Here is a 19,810-nt window from a genome sequence, read left to right as displayed (position 1 = left end):
AGAAACAGCGTGAGTTTCTTAGGTTTACAACTTGGTAACAATCGATATAAATTAACTGCTGCTTATAGAAAAACTAAACGCAAGCAGGCGAAAATGATCAAAAGCACTTACGTATCGGCACTGCATACTTTTGTGGAAGTGGGTAAGTACCCCAGTTTAACCGAGGCAGCAAGGCAACTTTGCTTAACCACTGGAGCGGTGAGTCAGCAGCTATTGCAACTAGAACAGCAACTTGGTTTTAGTTTGTTTGAACGGCATTCTCGCGGTATTCGCTTTACGGAGAAGGGGCGGCAACTTCATCAATGTGCAGCGTTGCACTTTGGTGAAATGGCTGCGGAAATCCAACGTTTACAGCAAGAGCAGAGTCGCCCACAGGAAGTGCGTCTTAAACTGACCCCTTCTTTTGCCTTCAAATGGCTAGTACCCAAGTTGGAAAGCTTTCACCAGCAGTATCCCGATATTCAAATCCAAATTTTTGCCGAAGGCGCGTTGGTGAACAGTGATACGCGAGATTTTGACCTCGCGATTGATTACCGCCCACACCCATTTCGTCAAGCCAATACCGAGTTGCTATTGGATGAATATTTGCTGCCAGTGATGAACCCCAGATATTTGCAAACGCACGCTTGGTTGCACAATGCTGTTTATGCGCCAGATGAGTGGAGCCAAGTGGTACTTTTGCACGACGCTATGCCGTGGCAAAACGCGCCTAGAGATTATGAATGGCTTAGTTGGGTCGCGCAGAGACGGCTCGATTTACCAACCGAAAGAGGCCATTTCTTTAATCGAACGGATATGGCAATGTCAGCGGCGGAAGCCGGGGTGGGTATCGCTATGGCTCGTATGGCGCTGATTGATGATGAGTTGCAAACCGGCCGCTTAGTTTCTCCTTTTCAGCCCATCCGAGCAGAGGCGGGTTACTATTTGATCCACAACAGCAAAAACGACAGTACCGCAGCGTTTACCACTTGGCTTAAGCAACAAATTTCAAATTGAGTGGCAACTCAATAACTAGCTCCTACACTTAGTTTTATACCGTGGTCATAACAAATAAATCCAAATCGGTATGACAAGAGGGGCAGCAAATGAAGTCAGAAAAAGGCCGATGCAGCTATCAAAATCCTGATGGCTGGTGCTGCGATCAACCGTGTGGGGAGTCTGGTCTTTGTTACTGGCACGATCCCAAAGTCGATAAAAGCAATGACGACGTAAAGTCGCAGGTTGAGCAATGGGCAGCAGAAGGTAAACCTTTAGACGGATTTCAGTTGGCAAAAACAAACTTGGTTGATCTCAATTTGGTTAACCGTGGTAGCAAGGTTGGGTTTCAGTGTCGAGGTGCCGATTTCTATCGTGCAGACTTAAGTGATGCTCACTTTTTTGGCTTAGATTTACGTGGTTCTTCACTGATGAAGAGCAAATTGGTGTGTGCTAATTTGCACTGTGCAAAACTAGAGGGTTGCAATTTACTTGGAGCGGATTTGGCGCGTGCCCGCCTCGAAAACATTGAGTGGGGGGATGAGCTCAAACAAGAGTATGAAGCTCGGATAGCAATAAAAAAAGGCGACAGAAAAAAAGCGCGTTCACTATGGCAAGAAGCAGAAGAAGTCTGCCGAGGCGTGCGTAAACAATGTGAGAAGCAAGGGTTGTTTGAAACCGCAGGATTGTTTTTTAAAAAAGAAATGCGCTTTCGACGCTATCAAATGCCAAAGTTCAGCTTGCAGCGTATTTTATCTAAGATCGTCGATCTCTTTTGTGGTTATGGTGAAGACCCATTGAGAGTGGTTCTGTTTTCGCTCTTTTTGATTTTTGCCAGTGCTGCGGCCTACTTTTTCTTAGACACCACGTCGGCTAACCCGATTTATGCCGATGTGACGGGTTGGCAGTTCTATTTGCTGGAGTTTCTTAACGCCCTTTATTTTAGTGTGGTTACATTTACCACGCTTGGTTACGGAGACATATCGCCGGTTGGCGTGGCACGATTTATAGCGGCATTGGAGGCGTTTCTCGGTAGCTTTACCATGGCCTTGTTTGTGGTGGTGTTTGTAAAGAAAATGACGCGATGAAAGAAAGCTCACTCGTACATGAGTGAGCTTTTTGTTGTGATGAGTGATTAACTGAGTGATTCTGACTGAAGAGATTGCAACTCCTTTTCTTTGATCAGCTCGTTAAATTCAATGCGCGCTGCTTGAGCTGCTTCAGAGGCTTGCAGTTTGTGTTCTTTAGCCTCCATTGCCGCGTTCGTTAGGCGTTGAATTTCTGTAAGTTGCTCCTCAGGAGCTTCTCCCAGTTCTAAGCCGCTTTCTCCGCGAGAGAGCGCTTCAGAACGTATCACTTTTTTCAGTTTCCAGATGGCAGCGAGAGCCTCACGTTCTTGCTCTGCGGCCTCAACCGCTTCATCTTTCAATCGTTCGAATTTCGCCAGTGCCATACCTTCTCGTGACCAAGGATCAACATCCGGAAACTCTTCTATATTGATAACGGGATCTTCATAACCTTCTTGGTGTGCTAAGTCTAAGCTTGCGGCTTTGATTCCGGAAATCATCAACATAATGGCGATACCTAGCAATGGTAAACCGCCCACAATGGCTGCGGTTTGCAATGTCGCTAAGCCACCCATGAATAAGAGAATGGAAGGCATGAGTGATAAGGTGAAAGCCCAAAACAGTCGGTTCCAGCGTAGTGGATCTTCCGTGACATTGTTTTGTACAACGGACGCGAGAATAAATGAAATCGAATCGAAGGTTGTCGCAGTGAAGATAATGCACAAAATAGTGAATACCGCGATCACGATAGTGCTGAGCGGAAGTTGTTCCAGAATGGCAAAAATGGCTCTTGTCGCACCGTGCTGGTTAAGAATGGCGACTACATCTAACTGACCTGAAAGTTGCAATGATAAACCAAAATTACCCAGTACCATAAAATAGAGCGCACAGCCCATCGAGCCGAAAAAGATCGACCCTGACACCATCTGCTTTATGGTTCTACCTCTAGATATTCGCGCAACAAACAGTCCCATACTTGGGGCAAACACTAGCCACCATGCCCAGTAAAAAATCGTCCAGTCTTGAGGGAAGTGGGTATCCTCGAATGGCCCATAACCGCCAAATGGTTCCGCCCATGTTGCCATAACGAAGAAATTGGACAGCATTCGGCCGATAGAATCTAAGCCGGTTTCCAGCATGAAGAGTGTTGGGCCTGTCACTAAGATGAAAGCGAGCAAGGCAAGCGCACCCCAGAAATTGATGTTGCTGAGTACTTTAATACCACCATCCATGCCTTTATAAGAGGAATAGGCGAACAGCGCAGTACACAGGAGCAGTACACCAATTTGCGAGAGTGTTGTTGAAGGGATGCCAAATAAATAGCTGATCCCTTCATTGATGAGAGGGGCAGCTAAACCAAGCGTGGTGGCTGCGCCACCAAGAAGGCCAAAAATAAACAAAACATCGATCACTTTGCCCAATTTTCCGTAACTTCTTGCTTCTCCAATCACAGGCATCAGTGCCGCAGAAATTTTCAGAACTGGCTGCTTACGAACATAGAAGAAGTAAGCAATGGGTAAAGCTGGAATCAGATAGATAGACCATGCAATCGGCCCCCAGTGAAAAATGCCGTAAGTGGCGGCCCAGCGAATGGCTTCTTCACTGCCTGCTTCTAGTTGGAATGGCGGATTTTGGTAGTAGTAAGCCCACTCGATAGTGCCCCAATAAAGAATGCTGGCACCGATCCCTCCGCAGAAAAGCATCGCCGCCCAGGAGCCTGTGGCAAACTCTGGCTTTTCATCGGCATCGCCCAGTTTAATTTGACCGATATCGCTGAAAATGATGTAAACCATGAAGAAAAATGCAGCCAAACCAAGGCCTAGGTAAAGAAAACCAAGCTTATCGGTCATGAATGTTTTTGCTACGCCTATCCAGTATTCTCCCTGAGATGGCCAAACAAGAAGTGGAATAATCACCGAAAAAAGAAGCGCTAGAGCGCCAAAAAAAGTGGGTTTATCGATGAGTTCAAAGTGCCTTTTCATAAAATTCCCTAGTACAAAATTACAATCAGTATGAAATACTGATTGTTCGATACTAATGAGGGAGTCTATTTGTGCAATTGAAATATCGAATGGTAACCACATGAATTTTTTATAGTATTCATGATGGTGCTAAATTTGGTGGTGAGTAATTACTTTTGAGAATAACAAAAAGGGAAACGTCACCTTTACTGTGGTGTAGGCATAACCGTGTCTTCTATTCGTGGTTATTTTGAACGGCGTCGGTGTTTGATGACAGCATAAATCATCGAACAGAAGAGCAGGGCGCTGATCCCCCAAATAACAAAGTGGTGGGCAGAATAAAAATGGGTGATCTGATGCAAATGTTCGAAGGCAAAGTGAGTCAGTAAGCCAAATACTGCAACCCAAATGCTGGTGGCGAGAAGATTGCCTAAGAGAAATTCTTTGAGGGGCATTTTGGCAATCCCACATGCCAGTGGCATAAATTGTTTCATCCCTTCAACAAAGCGACTGATGACTAAGCACGCTGGGCCATATTTTTGAATGGCCTGTTGCAGCTTGTGAAACTTAGCACCTGAAATGTAGCCTTTTTTATCCAGCCAAGACTCAAAGTGGTAACCCAACAAGTAACCACAGCTGTTGCCGATAAAACAGCTCAACCAAGAGACGATCATCACCCAATAAAAATTCATCACACCATCAGAAGAGAGGATGGATGCAGCGATCATCAGCGATTGTCCTGGCATCGGTACGCCTACGCCCTCAAGCACGATGCTGACGATCAACGCTAGGTAGCCATATTGTTCCAACAAAGGTTGCATAGAAATCAGCAGTTGGTCGAGATGTTGCACGGTCACTGTCCTGAGGGGTGATGCGATAAAGAGATGTTAATACGCCTGTCTATGGCGCGAATCAAGTGTGCTGATGGGTTCTTGCGTGGATTTTACAAAACCGTTCAGTTGTCGAGCGGTAATCAGCAATGGGGATGTGTACAGCTTAAGAAGTATTTAGATCATCATGTACCTAAAGCATTTGGAACATGATGATCCTAATGCTTAAAAAGCAGAACCAACGGCTGAAAAAGTGGGGGAAATAGACATAAAGAAAACCCAGCAAAAGCAGCTGGGTTTTCTAGTTATTCTCTTTTAAATCAGAGCTTTGATTGTGCTCGATTGAGTCGATCATGAACGGCAAACCAGCTTTCGGTTACCGGTGGTCTTTCTACCCAAATTTCCTCACAGCCCCATTTGTCCGCTTCATCGAGTGTGCGATATAAGTCATGCGAGTATTCGGCTACTGAAGAGGGCATCTGTCTGGCTTCAATATTCTCTTGCGCAGTAAACGGCGTGTAGTGAAGGTAGGCGATCTTCTTGTCCCCAACCAGTGCCAGATCGCTAGCTTGAACCAAACGAACGCGGGTATTGGGTTGGTAGTGGCTAGTGACATTACCGGGTACTGCAACATTATGGCTAACCGGAGAGCTCACTTCCTCGCTCAACGTGGTAGAGAGTTGCGCAGCGGTCACTGGGCCGGTACGTAAAATACGGAAAGGTTTTTCAGTCAGATCGACAATCGTCGACTCAAGCCCGTGAGCACAATCCCCTCCATCTAGTACGGCCGCAATTTTGCCACCGAGTGAATTCATGACGTGCTTGGCTGAAGTCGGGCTCAGTTTTTTGTACGGGTTCGCTGAAGGCGCAGCAACTGCCATTCCGGAAGATTGCAATAGAGTCGCAAATACGTCATGCGCAGGCATTCGAATGCCGATGGTCTCTAAGCCACCCGTAACCACAGGCGTCACATGAGGCGCTTTTTTCAACAGCAAGGTAACGGGGCCAGGCCAGTAGGCTTGTGCCAAAGTATACGCTTCTTCAGGAATGTCGATCGCCCAATCGGTCAGTTGCTCCACGCGGCCAATATGCACAATCAAAGGGTGATCGGCAGGTCTTCCTTTCGCGGCAAATATCTTTTTCACAGCGTCTGGATTGGTGGCATCTGCGGCTAAGCCGTAAACCGTTTCAGTAGGGATCGCCACGAGCTCACCGCTGGCGAGAATCTCTTTGGCTTGATCAATGTCTTTTTGCTCTAGGGCAGAAAGATAAAGCGTGTTCAATGTTACTTCCTCAGAATTGGTCACGAGAGACCGATGTACTGCGTTATCCGAGCCCGCGCCGTGCGGTTCAAAACGAAGGCGACATTATACTCAACTAGTGTGAAGATGCGAGCACTAGCAGTGCTGTGCGCTGTTCGCGCAAAATTGCCTCGTTGATTCCTTCATTAAGCTATTGATAAATGGTCAGCAGAGCAAAACTGCTGACCTCGCTCTGCCTTATCATTCGCGTATTTTTCTTCAATGCGTAATTTTTTTTATCCCCTTCCGGTCTATTCAAGCAGCGTATGCATTTCAAATGTGACATTTGACTTCATGGAGGGGAAACATTGGCCGCCGATATCCAAGAAATATTGAGCTTACATCTGAGCTCGCCGCTGTGGCTGTTTATTGGCATCGTGCTGATTTCCTATCTCTTGGAAGATCTTGCCATCGTGCTGGCCGCAGGGTTGGCCGTGGAAGGTTACCTCCCTTCTTTGGTTGCCATCGTTGCCATTTTTGTCGGTATTACGACAGGCGATTTAGCGCTCTATTGGTTGGGCAAATATGGTCAAAGTGTTCGTTTTTTGCGTTATCACACGCTCAAGCATAAAGCGTTTCGCCAGGTGAGAGGGCGTATTCAAAGTAAGGCTTTCGTGAGTTTGTTTGTGATTCGCTTTATCCCTGGATTGCGCACTTTAGGTTACACCCTAAGTGGCTATTGCCTGGTGCCGATGCGTGTTTTTTTGTTGGCGGTCATGCTCGCCAGCGCGCTCTGGGTTGGGGGCGTGTTTGGATCGGTGTACTGGTTAGGTAGCCAAGCTTTCTTGGCACAAAGCTCGTGGCTTTGGTGTTGGGTGTTAGGCGCATTTTTACTGCTGACCGTTATGAATCGTGTCGTGAGCCTGTCTTGGTCAAAAGGAAAAATATCAATATGAATCGAGCCATTGAAATGATTGAACAAGGTCGAGTGAATGCAGGCATGCCGTTGTTAAGTCAATCACCCAAGCGTGAGATATCACCTTATGAGTTTCTGCCGAGCTGGTTTTTTTATACTCCGGTGGTGGCGCAGAGTGTCGTGCAAGGTTTGTGGCATCGAGACATCACACTGCCATTAATTGCAAATCCCGCCATACATCTCAGCGGCATGGTGGGGGAGTCCAAGCATGATATTTTGACCTTAGCGGGCAAAGAGGCGCAGCGCTGGATTTCTCCTTTTATCACCGTCAGCAAGCATGGCCAGGATATTGAGACTTTGTTAGTTGAGATTGAGCAATCGTTGCTTGATGCCGGATTGACTTATCCCTTAGTGGCAAAACCCGATCTTGGTTGCCGTGGCGCGGGCGTGAAGCTTATCGAAACCGAGCTGCAACTCCGTCAATATTTGCACACATTTCCACAGCAAGCGCGGTTTCTGTTGCAGAAAAAAGCGCCTTTTTCCGCGGAGGCTGGGGTGTTTTACGTTCGTCATCCACAAGAAAAGCAGGGGCGGATTATTTCGATCACGTTGAAGTACGCGCCATCGGTGGTGGGTGATGGTCAGCGAACGCTGAAAGCACTAATTGAAGACTCGCCTCGAGCAGGGAAGTTGACGCATTTGTATTTCCCAAGGCACAGCAACAAGTTGGATTGGGTGCCTGGCGCTGGTGAAGAAGTGCAGCTAGCGTTTGCGGGAAGCCACAGTCGCGGTTCGATATTTCGCAATGGTAACCAATACATCACCCCTGAGCTGACTCAGCGTTTAGATGCCATTTTTGATGATTTCAACGGCTTTCATTACGGACGGTTGGATATCAAGTTTGCAGATATTGAACAGTTTATGGCTGGAGAAAATTTCACCATTTTAGAAGTGAATGGTGCCAGCAGTGAGGCTGCCCATATCTGGGATAGCGAAACGCCTTTGCTGGAGATTTTTTCTACGCTGCTTTTGCAATACCGACTGCTTTTCCAAATTGGTGCGCAACAGAAAAAACTGGGCCACCGCACGCCGAAAATCCGTGAATTGCTTCGAGCTTGGCAAACTGAGCGTCAATTAGTTCGTCAGTATCCCGCTACCGATTAGCCCACATTGTTAGGAATTTCCTTATGTTAATGATTGCCAAATCAGACAACCAACAAGCCAGAATGGTGATGAGTTATCCCGCAGTTGTGCAGGGGTGTTTAGAGACTCTTGAACAAGCACAGCAATTTTTACTCGATATTGAAGATCGTCATTATGTGACACCTGCGGCCCCGTACGTAAGCAGCAGTATTGGAGAACACTTTCGTCATTGGTTAGATATTTTTCATGCGATTCGCTTAGCCAGCGAAGAGATTGACTACAACCAACGTCGCCGTGGTCACGCTGTTGAGCATTCTATTGAACAGGCGCAAGCAGAAATCGCGCAACTTACAACGTGGCTAGGGAATTTGAGCGCCGAAGCGGCAGTGATGAAAGTCTCCGTGACCAGTGAAGTGACACTCTATCAAACTCGGATTGCAGAGATGCAATCAACCCTTGAGCGAGAGTTGGCTTTCGCGGCGCTGCACGCCAATCATCATTTCGCTATGGCCAAAGTGGCGGCGCAGGTGATGCAAGTGGAAACCAATAGCGCGTTTGGCATTGCACCAGCCACAGCGACTTACATCCGAGGTGAATAGCATGTGTTCGGTGACTTGGCTTATAGAGCCCGATGGTTATCAACTGTTTTTTAATCGTGATGAGCAAAAGGCAAGGCCACTGGCGTTGCCCCCTCAGCAAGTTTGCATTCAACAAACATCGGTTCTCATGCCGGTTGATCCCAAAGGACGAGGCAGTTGGATCTCGCTCAATGAGCATGGGCTTTCCTTGTGTCTGCTTAATTACTATCAAGGAAAGGTGCCTGCCAGGGAGTTGGTTAGTCGCGGTTTATTGTTGCGTCATCTTTCGCCCCATCAGAGAGTGGAGGACATTGTGAAAGTGTTTCGAACCATTCAGTTGAAACGCTTAGCACCTTTTACTTTGCTGGCGTTTGATCCATCGTTGACGGCGCGTTTTGGTGATGTCATGGCATTTGAATGGAATGGTGACGCACTACGGATCTTGCCTGTGGATAGTCCGCTGTTTTCTTCCGCTGTGCATTTCGATGCTGTGCAGCATTATCGTCAGCAACTTTACCGTGAATGCACAGCAAAAGAGAAAACGCGCGAGTCTCTGTTGGCATTTCATCGTGCCTTTGAGGAAAAAGAGCCACACCTCTCCCCGTGCATGCTACGAGAAGACGCGCATACCGTGAGCTTCACCGCGATCAGCGTCAATCGTCAGCACAAGCGCATGAGTTATCTCCCTGGGTTGCCTGTTTTGCAGCTTTCAGAACGTGCACTCGAAGAACACGGTTATCACATTAATCCTGCCGCTGCAGCGGCAAATGATCATTGAGTAAGGAGTTCACAATGAAAAAATGGTTTGCTGTTTTATTGATGCTGGTGAGCGCGACGAGTTATGCCGCTGATGAAGTCTACACGGGCTTTTTTAGCAACAAGGCTTTGGATGGGTATGACACCGTTGCTTACTTCACACAAAACAAACCAGTGAAGGGAGAGGCCAAATTCAAAACGCAATACAAAGGTGCAGATTGGTTGTTTGCATCGCAAGCGCATCTTGATTTGTTTCTCGCTAACCCAGAGAAATACGCCCCTCAATACGGTGGTTATTGTGCTTGGGCCGTTTCCGAAAAGAGCGATTTTGCTCCGGGAGATCCACAATACTGGGCGATTGTTGATGGCAAGCTTTACCTCAACTACGACCAAAAAATTAAGCAATGGTGGGACGAAGCACCGCAGCGACACATCACACAAGCCGATGCGAATTGGCCAGTGATGCTGAAGTGATAGTCGCTTGATGTTGGTTTTAACGCGCGTGGAGAGAGAAGTATGTTAACCAGTCCATTTCGATTACCCAGACATACGCCTTTTGGCTTGGGAGAAGCACTGGTTGAGTGGATGACAGGTTTAGCAAAGCTTGATGGCTTTTATCAAGCTCGTCCGAACACTCAAAGCAGTTTTGAATTTATGCGCTATACCCTCTCTGCGCTGAATATTGATTATCGTGTCGAGCAGGGCTTAGTCTCGCACATTCCTGAGCAAGGGCCTGTTGTGATCGTGGCCAATCATCCGCTTGGGGCAATTGAAGGTGTGATCTTAGCTGACTTGGTCGGCGCAGTGCGTTCAGATGTAAAGGTGCTGGCCAATCAACTGCTCAAGCGTTTGCCTGAAATTGATGAGTTGTTTATCGGCATCGATGTTTTTGCTGGACGCAGTGCCATGCGTACGAACGCCAACGCAGTGCGAGAAGCTCATCGTCATTTGGCGCAAGGAGGTGTGTTGATTGTCTTTCCTGCCGGAGAAGTTTCCACCTATCGAGAGGGGAGTGAAACCCTATCCGATATTGAATGGAGCCAATCGGTGGCGAAGTTTGTCACTCGCGCCAAAGCCACGACAATCCCCATTTACATCAATGGTCAAAATAGTGCGCTTTTTTACAAAGCCGGAAAAGTACACCCTCTGCTGCGCACCGCTTTGCTTGGTCGAGAGTTGCTGAACAAGAGTACTTCTACGATCGCCATTTCGATCGGAAATCCCATTCCTTATTCCGAGGTGAAAGAGTTTGAACATGAGCGAGATATTGTCCATTACTTACGGCTCAATACGTATCTCATGGGCGCAGAGCAAGATCCACCGTTTGCCTTTTGCTCGCCAGTGTACACGCAACCGCTCATCCAACCGGTTGAGAAAGCTTTGTTAGAGTGCGATCTAGCGGCTCTGCCTTCAAACGCGTTACTACTAGAGCAAGGTGACTACGCCGTCTACTGCGTGGAATCGACAGCGATCCCTAATATGCTCAGAGAAATTGGCCGAGTTCGAGAAGAAAGTTTTCGTGAAGTGGGAGAGGGCAGTGGCTTGGCGTGCGATTTGGATCCCTTTGATGCCAGTTATCGACAATTGTTTGTTTGGAATCACAGTGAAGGTGAGTTGGTAGGAGCTTATCGATTAGGGCTGGTGGATGAACTTACCGTAGAGAAAGGTCTTGATGGGCTCTATTCGCGAAGCTTGTTTCAATACGACGAAGCCTTTCTCAATACGCTGGATAAAAGTATTGAATTGGGGCGCTCAGTGGTTGCCATCAAATACCAGCGCAGTTTGAATGCTTTGCTGCTTTTGTGGAAAGGCATCGCTGCGTTTGTGTCGCAACATCCTCAATACACCCATTTGTTTGGTCCGGTTAGCATCAGCAACGACTACAGTTCAGTGGCGAGACAACTGATGGCAGCCACGCTTTCGATTCATCATTACGATCAAGAAAAAGCGCGATTAGTGACTCCCACCACACCATTAAAAACAAGTACATCACCTTTTTGGCACAAGAATTTGCTCTCGGCATTAGCCAGTGTTTCAGCGCTATCTAAAGTGATTTCGCGTTTGGAAAAAGGCCCTGGCCTACCAGTATTGCTGCGCCAGTATTTAGGCATGAAGGGGAAACTGGTGTGTTTTAACGTGGACCCAGCCTTTAATCACGCGCTGGATGGTTTGATCGTGGTGAACTTGAAACAAGTACCGCTGAAAACGTTAGCCAAATATATGGGCAAAGAAGCTGCCCAGCGCTACCTTGAGCAATAAGGTTTACAAAAAATAGAAGAGACTTAATAAAGGCTAACTCTTTGAATTAGCCTTTATATTGTTGAACGATTCTCAAATAAATAGCGTTGCTTGCAAGGACGTCGATAGGGGAAAGGCGAGTAACCGGATTTAGTTTAGTACCTTTTTTAGTACTCACAGCCAAGTAATTGAGGGACAGAATACAAAAAGGGCGATAACTCAAAGAGTTATCGCCCTTTCCAAACGTTTGGTGGAGCTGGGGGGAGTTGAAATGGTTCCTCGCTTCTCATTAATTCAGTAACTTATATCGATGTTACCAATTTGGTGTTGCATTGGATGTTACATCAATTTCCTGCTTCAAAAGGAACTGAACCCGCGTCCGTGTATTCCTAAATTATTTAAAAATGCTAGCTTGTTATAGCAATTTAATCTAAAGCAATAGCGCTGATATTGAGTATTTTACCCAGCCTCACCATCTATTAGTAGCGATTTTAACACATCGGGAGAAGACGGTAGCATTCCGACTTTTAAGCCAAATGGTTTGAATACCTTGTTGAGAATCTCTGTATTGTAGCTGCCCCGATCATTCTCTATATCTGACAGTGTTTTTCTTGAGACATCGACAAGTCTTGCGAACACATCCTGTTTGAGTCCCAGTATATTAATGCGTAAACTTTTTAACGCTTGGCCTTGTGTTAGCTCTCCAAGCAATAAGTGTTTGATGATTTTGTTTGCCTCTGTTTTGCGTTCTGCTGCACTTACTGCTTTGGCGTTTTTTGAGGTTTTCGATCTAGTCGGAGTATTAAGTTGCGATCGTTCTTTGGTCGAATGAGTTGCATCCGTCCCAGCCTTGGGCTGATGTTGATTTCGGTTTGCTCTTAGACGAGCAACGGTATCTTGTACGGACTCTTTATTGCTTGGCTTATTCATAGTAGCCCCCATTTAGTGAGCTTTTCTGATATATGATTAAGTCCAACGGCTGGCATCTCTAAGATTTGTTCTGGTACTCCTCGTAATGCTAGTCTCTGCTTTAAATCAATGCATTTACTTGCAGTAACCTCTAGTTCTTGTAATAACACTTCTTTTGGCACGAGATCAGATAAGGTGTCCGCTATTCCTACGAAGTCGTAAGTTCCGCCAACCTCTAGTGGGGCTTTCCATTTTGTTGTTCTTGGAATGCCTTCAGGATCAGCTTTCATTGGTGCGAAGTCGTAAACGGGAGCAAGCTTTATGACTCCATCACCTTTTAAGAATGAAGTGTTTCTGCCATGGTTATCACTATTACCAAACAAGATGTTGAGTAGATCTCTCTTCACCCATTCAATGACGAAAGCTTGGATATCAAACCTATACCCTTGGTGTTTAACCATATTGCTTTCAGTAATTTTTTCTATGAGAGTTCGGATTGTTGATTCGTGATCAAGAGTGACTCCTGCGCCTTTTTTCAAAATGGAATACACAGATTCCATGCCAAATCTCTTTATTTGTTGATTAATAATTTGAACATCAAATCGAGGCAGCCATAAGGAAGGGTAGTTTAATCCTTCCTCCAACCGCATGCCTTCGGTGGCGATCGTTTCGACTCCCATTTCGGTTAGCTCGTGGTAGAAGTAGAACTCAGCTCTTAGAATATTACAGTCGATGGTGCTTCTTGAGCCTCTAGGGTACTTTACTAAGTAATGTAAGTCGTGGTTGCTATTGTCATCTTGGTATGGATCAATCCATATTTTTTCGCTGCCAGATCCATGATCGAAACCACATCGGAGGATCAGCTTTGGCGCTTCACCTCCAGCCCCTGTTGCACCACCTGCGGCTGCCCCTCTTTGCTGTGCATAGTCGAGGAAATCACCTGCTCGATTTTTAACATCATCAACAGAGAAGTAGAGGTTGTCTGCTACTTCGTAGCGCTCAGGAAGAGAGTCTTTTATTCTTAAGTTACCAATAGGCGACATTGTGCCAAACTTGAGCAAAACATAGTCTTGTTCATCAGAACTAAGGTCTTCAATATCTAGGTGTTTGATCCAGTATCGTCTACTAGCGCCACTAGGCATAATATCGTCTAGAAACTTTAACCATCCAGGTTTACCCATGTCATCAAAAAAGAATGAGATAGGGTGGTTTAGTGAAACAGCGTGAAAGTCATCTTTATCGTGATGTTCTAGCGCATAGTCGCTGAGGTAGTTGAGTTCAGTCACTCGGAAATTATGTTGGCTACTTTTAGGGAATGAGATGATACCAATATCTATCCATTCACCTCTGATAAAAGCTTGTACGGTTAGCTCTTCCATCAACAACACCTCTACTTATCAATGAGTAAAACTTTACTCTTAAAGTTCCTATCTTTCAACTTGTGAGTAACTATTTACTCATAAACATGTGGCGAGACTCTTTGTGAGTAAATAATTACTCGTAATCTGTAAGCCCAAATTGTTGATGAACAGAATGGATGGAACTATTTATTAATTTTGACGTAGGTCTTGAAATCGCCAATGATTTCAAGGCCGGTCTCCTTTCTCTTACGTAGGGTATGTTTGATTGGGTACGTAGTGACTTTTTGACTTCAGTATGGTGAACAAAGAGGTGACGATATTTGGTCTGAAGTTGGTCGTGAAAGCACCAGTTACCAGATGTTGAAAGGCTCAGATAGTGCATCGTTTAGTACCTTGTTTTAGTACTCACAGCCAAGTGATTGAGGGACAGAATACAAAAAGGGCGATAACTCAAAGAGTTATCGCCCTTTCCAAACGTTTGGTGGAGCTGGGGGGAGTTGAACCCCCGTCCGAAAACCATTCATCATTGGTACTACATGCTTAGTCGATCTTTAATTTCACTACCACCTGCGAACCGACACGCGAATGAATAGCTAACCTGAATTGTATCTTACGCTTCATCCCTCAGGTGGGGGAATCCACGCCAGCTTGATTTGGTTTGACCCCTCGTGATTCCCCGTCTTACAAGCGGAAGCTAGGGCGAGAGGGCTCTGAGCAGTTTATTAAGCTGCTAGTGCGTAGTTTTCGTCGTTTGCGACTATTTTTTTGCGGTTTGTTAACGAGGCCTACCGCACCTCGGCATGCACCTCAGACTGCAAAATTCCCGTCGAATCCTAAATCAGCCCCAAGGTAATTTGGGCATACTACCAGAAAAGCCTAGCCTGTCCAGTAGTATGCGTCTAAGTGGTTAAGTTTAACGCAGCGAGCTCTTCATCACGCGAGCTTTTTGGCGCTGCCAATCGCGATCTTTAATGTCGTCACGTTTGTCGTGTAGCTTCTTACCTTTTGCTACACCAATTTTGATCTTCACCCATGAGCGAGCCCAGTAGAGTGAAAGTGCTGCTAACGTCATGCCTTCGCGGTTGATACGCCCAAGCAAATTATCAAGTTCACGTCGGCTCATCAGCAGTTTACGCACACGGGTAGGGTTAGCTACAACGTGCGTTGATGCTTGATTCAAAGGAGTGATAGTCATGCCACTAACAAAGGCTTCTCCGTCACGCATAAATACGTAACTTTCAGCAATATTGGCTTTGCCTTGGCGAAGAGCTTTCACTTCCCACCCTTGTAGCTCCATGCCTGCTTCAATCTCATCTTCTATGAAATATTCGTGGCGAGCTTTTTTGTTCAGCGCGATAGTGTTACTACCCGCTTTTGGTTTTGAATTTTTCTTTGCCATAGTGAACTCATTATACGGTGTGCAACTTTTATAGGAAATGCTTTTATTTGCGCTGGCTCAGAATAACAGTAAAATTGTTCAGCGCTTTGAAATGAAAGCCATTGAGAGGAGAGTCTATGAAGCAAGTCACCCGGTCTGCACTGGTATCGTTTAGTGCAGAACAGATGTATGCCCTAGTGAATGATGTGGCAAAGTACCCTGAATTTTTGCCAGGTTGTTCTGGGAGCCGAGTGATCGAGGCGTCGGATTCCAATATGGTCGCATCGGTAGATGTGGCAAAGGCTGGTATCAGCAAAACGTTCACCACTGCTAATCATCTTGTTCCAGGTGAAGCAATCATGATGACGCTGGTCGATGGCCCCTTTAAAACACTCAAAGGAGGGTGGTTTTTTACTGCCTTAGATGAGCAAGCGTGTAAAGTTGAGTTAAAGCTGGAGTTTGAGTTTTCAAGCAAGATGATTGAGCTCGCATTTGGCAAAATCTTTAATGAGCTGACCAACAACATGGTCAATGCATTTACTCAGCGTGCGAAGCAGGTGTATTTATGAGTATTGAATCTGAGATGATCCACGTTGAGGTGGTTTATGCTTTACCTCAGGAGCAACGTGTATTAACCCTAGTGGTGAACCAACAAGCGACAGTGGAAGAGATCATTCGTCAATCTGGCGTGTTAGAGATCTACCCTGAGATTGACCTTGGCAAAAATAAGGTCGGGGTGTTTAGCCGTTTGGTGAAATTAGATGCAACGGTGCGTGATAAAGATCGTATTGAAATTTATCGTCCTTTATTGGCCGATCCAAAAGAGATTCGCCGTAAACGTGCTGAGCAAGCAAAAGAGAGTGGTGTGGCGGATCCTGTCACTGGAGGCAAGCCAAGCCCACTTCGCAAAGCGGACTAAGTTCAGTTTCAATACTGGATAAAACAAAACCCCGAATTCATCGGGGTTTGTTGTTATAGGAGCATCGAAATGGAAGCGGAAGAGACTCGATAATGCTTAGCGGAGTCCTTCAAAAAAGCTATCACTGGCAGGAAAGTCGCCTGCAATATCCACCAATGTGCCATCATCGTTGAAGTTAACGATAAGGTTTTTCTGGATGGACTCTTTATGCCCTTCCGTATGGTGGTAGATATAGTACCAAGTATTTGGATAGCCATTTTCGATCAGCATTGGTGAGCCCATGACAAAACGCACTTGTGCTTTGGTCATGCCAAATTTCAATTTATCAACCGCTTGTTGTTCAACATAGTTACCTTGGTTGATGTCGATACGGTAAACCAGTTTTTCTAATACCGAGCAGCCTGTCAGCATTGTGATTGCCAAAGGTAGGGCAATCAGCCACTTCTTTAATTGCATAGCTAAATTCTTAGTAACCTCAAAAATACTGCGTCCGATAATAAACAAGCTCGGGCAAGATGTAAAAAGCTCTGTAGGGTAGAACGTAGGATGAGACAACGAATTTTGAGATGAGTTGCATTTATGAAGAAAAAAGCCAGGCTCAAGGAACCTGGCTGATTGATCAAGAAGGTTACACTACGCTGCGATCAACAACTCTTTCGCATTGGCGAGTGTGGATTCGGTAATTTGGCTTCCACCAAGTAGGCGCGCTAATTCCGATACGCGCTGATTTTGGTCTAACAAGCGCATTTGTGTTTCTGTGGTGCCATTTTTGGTGTTCTTAGCCACAAACATTTGCTGATGACCACACCCAGCAACTTGCGGCAAGTGAGTTACACAAAGTACCTGAGTTGATTCTCCCAGTTTACGCAGCATTTTTCCGACGACTGCCGCGGTTGGCCCACTGATACCCACGTCTACTTCATCAAAAATGAGGCTAGGTGTGTCGACTTTTTGCGCAGTGATGACTTGAATGGCAAGAGAAATACGCGATAACTCACCACCAGAAGCGACTTTAGCAATAGGTTGCAGAGGTTGGCCTGGGTTGGTTGAAACCAAGAAGCACACAGTGTCTAAGCCTAATGGCGAAGGGTGTGTTCCTTCATTGTTGACTTCAATGTTAAAGACCGCCTTTTCCATGCTGAGTTCATGCATACTTTGAGTAATCAGCTTGTTGAGTTCTTTGGCATAGCGACAGCGGGATTTATGCAGTTTTTCCGCTTGTTCAAGATAGCCTTGGTATTTGACCTGTACATTTGCGGCTAACTCATCCATTTTTTCGTCGGAGCAATCTAACGCTTCTATTTGTTGCAGCAGATCTTGATGATGTTGATAAAGCTCTTCAGGTTGAACGTGGTGTTTACGAGCCACTGACATTACCTTGGAAAAACGCTGCTCCACATAGGCCATACGAGCTGGATCTACATCGATACGATCGAGATAATTTCTGAGTTCACTGTTAGCTTCTTCAAGCTGAATGATCGCTTCGGCGACCATATCAGGAAGTGCACTGAGTTTCGGGTCTAGCTCCGCTAATTCAATCAAAGCATTGCTGGCGCTTTGTAAAATACCGAGTGCGTTGACTTCTTCGCCTTCGTAGATAAGTTCTATCGCATGCTGGCAAGTGCTGGCGAGCTCTCCGCTATTGGATAGCAACTTATGTTCTTGTTCGAGCTCAGCAAATTCTTCTTCGCCAATCGCAAGTTCATTGAGTTCTTTTATTTGGTATTCCAATAACTGTTTTTGGGCTTGGTTTTGGAGGCTGTTTTCTTGCAACTGTTTTAGGTGATTATCTGCTTGGCGCCAATTTTGGTAAGCGATACGTGTGTTTTTCAGCAAGTTGAGGTGGCCAGCGTATTGATCCACCATGGCCATTTGATGTTCGCTCTTCATCAATTGATGATGGGCATGCTGGCCGTGAATGTTGATCAGCAGTTGTCCCAATGCTTTTAGCTGAGAAAGGGGAACCGGACTGCCGTTGATGAAGGCTCTAGAGCGCCCTTCACTGGTAATAATGCGGCGTAAAATACATTCACTGCCGTCTAAAAGTTCGTTGTCTTCTAGCCAGCGTGTGGCATGAAGATTGTTGTCGAGTAGAAAGGCGGCACTGACTTCTGTTTTGTCCTCGCCTTGCCTCACCATGCTGGCTTCTGCGCGTCCACCAAGGCATAGCCCCAGTGCATCAATGGCAATGGATTTACCTGCTCCGGTTTCACCGGTAATGGTTGTCATGCCTTTTGACAGCTCGAGTTGTAAAGACTTAACAATAGCAAAATTATTAACACTTAAATGAGCCAGCATTTTGGTTTACCTGTATAACTGAACAATACTGTATATAAATGCAGTATATACTGTTTCTTTATACAGTAAAGATCTCAAAGATAAAAAATGTGAAGGCGGTTTTATTCATCAATAGAGTGCTGTTTCCATAGAAGAAAACGTAAAGGCAAAGCTAAGGTGATGGTTAAGGTGATAAGTTGAATTTCCTTTGTCGGAAGAGTGTTTTTTGATGATCGTACAGAGGGTTAAGGTACGCCTTAACCCTTTTAAGGAAGGAGATTTAGAACAACTTGCTCGACCAACCAAGCTTGTTACGTAATACGTGATAGTAGCTGTAGTCTTTTGGATGGATCAGACGAAGTCGATTTGGGCTCTGGTAGATGTGAATCTCATCGCCGGGAGATACGGGAAGAGAGACTTGGCCATCACAGCTGACTTCTTGTGTTCCTCGGTTGTCTGGCGATACCAGTAGTTTAATTCTGCGATTGCCATCCACGACTAATGGTCTACTTGAAAGTGTATGAGGGAACATTGGCACCAGAGAAATGGCGTTCAGGCTCGGTGATAAAATTGGGCCCCCGCCAGAGAGCGAGTAAGCGGTTGAACCTGTTGGTGTGGAGACAATTAAACCGTCTGCACGTAGGGAAAACGCAAAGCTCTCATCGATGTAAACCTCAAACTCAATCATATGCGCGACTTGCCCCGGATGGAGCACTGCTTCATTGAGTGCCGCGTTGTGGCTTTTTACTTGCCCATGCCGGTGGATTTCTGCTTCAAGCAAAAAACGTTCTTCCTCGATGTAGGCTCCGTCCAACACGGCTTTCAGAGATTGCTGGAAATCTTCAGGGTTCAAGTCGGTCAAGAATCCAAGATTGCCTCTGTTTACTCCGATAACACGGGTGTTGAAGCGAGAGAGAATACGTGCTGCACCGAGCATATTGCCATCACCACCAACCACGATGGCCAAATCGGCTTTTTCACCTAACTCGACCAAACCAGCAAAGTGTTCTTCGGGAACATCATTGAGAATGGCGGAAAGTCGATCGTCAATAAATACCTGATAGCCGAGTGAGTTCAACCAATGATATAGGTCGCGATGTGTCTGAATCGCTTGTTGATCTCTTGGCTTACCGATAATGGCGATCACGTTAAATGGTTTTTTCATAGCTTTTCCGCACTAAAGAGGCTTGAATCGGGATTCATCATCCCCATAATAATGGCAAGTTATCTAACTTTGCGAATTTTTGTGAAGATAAAGCCT

19 protein-coding genes and 1 other RNA gene are annotated in these 19,810 nt (G+C 45.9%); 10 read left to right on the top strand and 10 right to left on the bottom strand.

Translation table 11 applies throughout. From position 1 onward, the window contains the following. Nucleotides 1–9 precede the first annotated feature (9 nt). A complete protein-coding gene (locus AOT11_RS03880) occupies nt 10–996 on the top strand; it encodes a LysR substrate-binding domain-containing protein (RefSeq protein ID WP_017419996.1) in 987 nt (328 codons plus the stop codon). Between the two features lie 89 nt (nt 997–1,085). Continuing rightward, nucleotides 1,086–2,063 carry an ion channel gene (locus tag AOT11_RS03875; RefSeq protein ID WP_017419997.1) on the top strand — a complete coding sequence of 326 codons (978 nt, stop codon included), beginning with the start codon at nt 1,086–1,088 and terminating at the stop codon, nt 2,061–2,063. 47 nt (nt 2,064–2,110) lie between these two features. Here the strand turns inward: AOT11_RS03875 and AOT11_RS03870 are convergent, their stop codons facing one another. The 3 genes from AOT11_RS03870 to AOT11_RS03860 all read right to left on the bottom strand — a co-directional run bounded on the left by AOT11_RS03870 (nt 2,111) and on the right by AOT11_RS03860 (nt 6,116). Further along, the gene (locus AOT11_RS03870; RefSeq protein WP_017419998.1) at nt 2,111–4,024 is read right to left on the bottom strand and encodes a BCCT family transporter; all 1,914 of its coding nucleotides are present in this window, start codon (nt 4,022–4,024) and stop codon (nt 2,111–2,113) included. Nucleotides 4,025–4,248: 224 nt separating this feature from the next. Beyond that, on the bottom strand, nt 4,249–4,824 hold the full coding sequence (locus tag AOT11_RS03865; RefSeq protein ID WP_206760909.1) for a DedA family protein: 576 nt from the start codon (nt 4,822–4,824) through the stop codon (nt 4,249–4,251). Nucleotides 4,825–5,153: 329 nt separating this feature from the next. Next, nucleotides 5,154–6,116: an L-threonylcarbamoyladenylate synthase gene (locus AOT11_RS03860; RefSeq protein WP_026050320.1), complete on the bottom strand. Its 963-nt coding sequence runs from the start codon at nt 6,114–6,116 to the stop codon at nt 5,154–5,156. A gap of 326 nt (nt 6,117–6,442) precedes the next feature. Between AOT11_RS03860 and AOT11_RS03855 the strand changes: the two genes are divergently transcribed. From AOT11_RS03855 to AOT11_RS03830, 6 genes are read left to right on the top strand one after another with little or no spacing between them, the layout of a single operon-like run. Continuing rightward, nucleotides 6,443–7,030 carry a DedA family protein gene (locus tag AOT11_RS03855; RefSeq protein WP_017420001.1) on the top strand — a complete coding sequence of 196 codons (588 nt, stop codon included), beginning with the start codon at nt 6,443–6,445 and terminating at the stop codon, nt 7,028–7,030. Beyond that, nucleotides 7,027–8,154 carry an ATP-grasp domain-containing protein gene (locus AOT11_RS03850; protein WP_038939333.1) on the top strand — a complete coding sequence of 376 codons (1,128 nt, stop codon included), beginning with the start codon at nt 7,027–7,029 and terminating at the stop codon, nt 8,152–8,154. Before AOT11_RS03855 ends, AOT11_RS03850 begins: the two co-directional genes overlap by 4 nt. Before the next feature lie 23 nt (nt 8,155–8,177). Continuing rightward, a complete protein-coding gene (locus tag AOT11_RS03845) occupies nt 8,178–8,732 on the top strand; it encodes a hypothetical protein (RefSeq protein WP_011078504.1) in 555 nt (184 codons plus the stop codon). A gap of 1 nt (nt 8,733) precedes the next feature. Then, on the top strand, nt 8,734–9,489 hold the full coding sequence (locus AOT11_RS03840) for an NRDE family protein (RefSeq protein ID WP_017420003.1): 756 nt from the start codon (nt 8,734–8,736) through the stop codon (nt 9,487–9,489). Between the two features lie 14 nt (nt 9,490–9,503). Further along, a complete protein-coding gene (locus AOT11_RS03835; RefSeq protein WP_017420004.1) occupies nt 9,504–9,941 on the top strand; it encodes a YHS domain-containing (seleno)protein in 438 nt (145 codons plus the stop codon). Nucleotides 9,942–9,983: 42 nt separating this feature from the next. Beyond that, a complete protein-coding gene (locus AOT11_RS03830) occupies nt 9,984–11,726 on the top strand; it encodes a lysophospholipid acyltransferase family protein (RefSeq protein WP_017420005.1) in 1,743 nt (580 codons plus the stop codon). A 438-nt stretch (nt 11,727–12,164) separates the two neighbouring features. Here AOT11_RS03830 and AOT11_RS03825 read toward each other — a convergent pair whose 3' ends face one another. The 4 genes from AOT11_RS03825 to smpB all read right to left on the bottom strand — a co-directional run bounded on the left by AOT11_RS03825 (nt 12,165) and on the right by smpB (nt 15,374). Continuing rightward, the gene (locus AOT11_RS03825; RefSeq protein WP_017420006.1) at nt 12,165–12,647 is read right to left on the bottom strand and encodes a helix-turn-helix transcriptional regulator; all 483 of its coding nucleotides are present in this window, start codon (nt 12,645–12,647) and stop codon (nt 12,165–12,167) included. After that, the gene (locus AOT11_RS03820) at nt 12,632–13,993 is read right to left on the bottom strand and encodes a type II toxin-antitoxin system HipA family toxin (protein ID WP_026050323.1); all 1,362 of its coding nucleotides are present in this window, start codon (nt 13,991–13,993) and stop codon (nt 12,632–12,634) included. Before AOT11_RS03820 ends, AOT11_RS03825 begins: the two co-directional genes overlap by 16 nt. A gap of 461 nt (nt 13,994–14,454) precedes the next feature. Next, nucleotides 14,455–14,821: a transfer-messenger RNA gene (gene ssrA, locus AOT11_RS03815) on the bottom strand. A gap of 67 nt (nt 14,822–14,888) precedes the next feature. Further along, nucleotides 14,889–15,374, bottom strand: coding sequence for an SsrA-binding protein SmpB (gene smpB / locus AOT11_RS03810; protein WP_017420008.1), 486 nt, complete (start codon nt 15,372–15,374; stop codon nt 14,889–14,891). A 116-nt stretch (nt 15,375–15,490) separates the two neighbouring features. Here smpB and AOT11_RS03805 point away from each other — a divergent pair, with 116 nt between their 5' ends. Further along, nucleotides 15,491–15,922, top strand: coding sequence for an SRPBCC family protein (locus AOT11_RS03805; protein ID WP_026050324.1), 432 nt, complete (start codon nt 15,491–15,493; stop codon nt 15,920–15,922). After that, nucleotides 15,919–16,272 (top strand): RnfH family protein, encoded by a 354-nt coding sequence (locus tag AOT11_RS03800; RefSeq protein ID WP_017420009.1) that lies wholly within the window; start codon nt 15,919–15,921, stop codon nt 16,270–16,272. The genes AOT11_RS03805 and AOT11_RS03800 overlap by 4 nt, the downstream gene beginning before the upstream one ends. Before the next feature lie 96 nt (nt 16,273–16,368). On the opposite strand, the gene bamE is transcribed toward AOT11_RS03800, so the two are convergent. The 3 genes from bamE to nadK form a co-directional block, all read right to left on the bottom strand. Next, nucleotides 16,369–16,728 (bottom strand): outer membrane protein assembly factor BamE, encoded by a 360-nt coding sequence (bamE, locus tag AOT11_RS03795; RefSeq protein ID WP_017420010.1) that lies wholly within the window; start codon nt 16,726–16,728, stop codon nt 16,369–16,371. Between the two features lie 177 nt (nt 16,729–16,905). After that, complete coding sequence (gene recN / locus AOT11_RS03790) at nt 16,906–18,570, bottom strand: DNA repair protein RecN (protein WP_017420011.1); 1,665 nt, start codon at nt 18,568–18,570, stop codon at nt 16,906–16,908. A gap of 259 nt (nt 18,571–18,829) precedes the next feature. Further along, the gene (gene nadK / locus AOT11_RS03785; RefSeq protein ID WP_017420012.1) at nt 18,830–19,714 is read right to left on the bottom strand and encodes an NAD(+) kinase; all 885 of its coding nucleotides are present in this window, start codon (nt 19,712–19,714) and stop codon (nt 18,830–18,832) included. Between the last annotated feature and the right edge of the window lie 96 nt (nt 19,715–19,810).

Source organism: Vibrio vulnificus NBRC 15645 = ATCC 27562 (genome assembly GCF_002224265.1).
In the GTDB taxonomy this organism is placed as follows: domain Bacteria; phylum Pseudomonadota; class Gammaproteobacteria; order Enterobacterales; family Vibrionaceae; genus Vibrio; species Vibrio vulnificus.
This window is presented reverse-complemented; position numbering and strand designations above follow the sequence as displayed.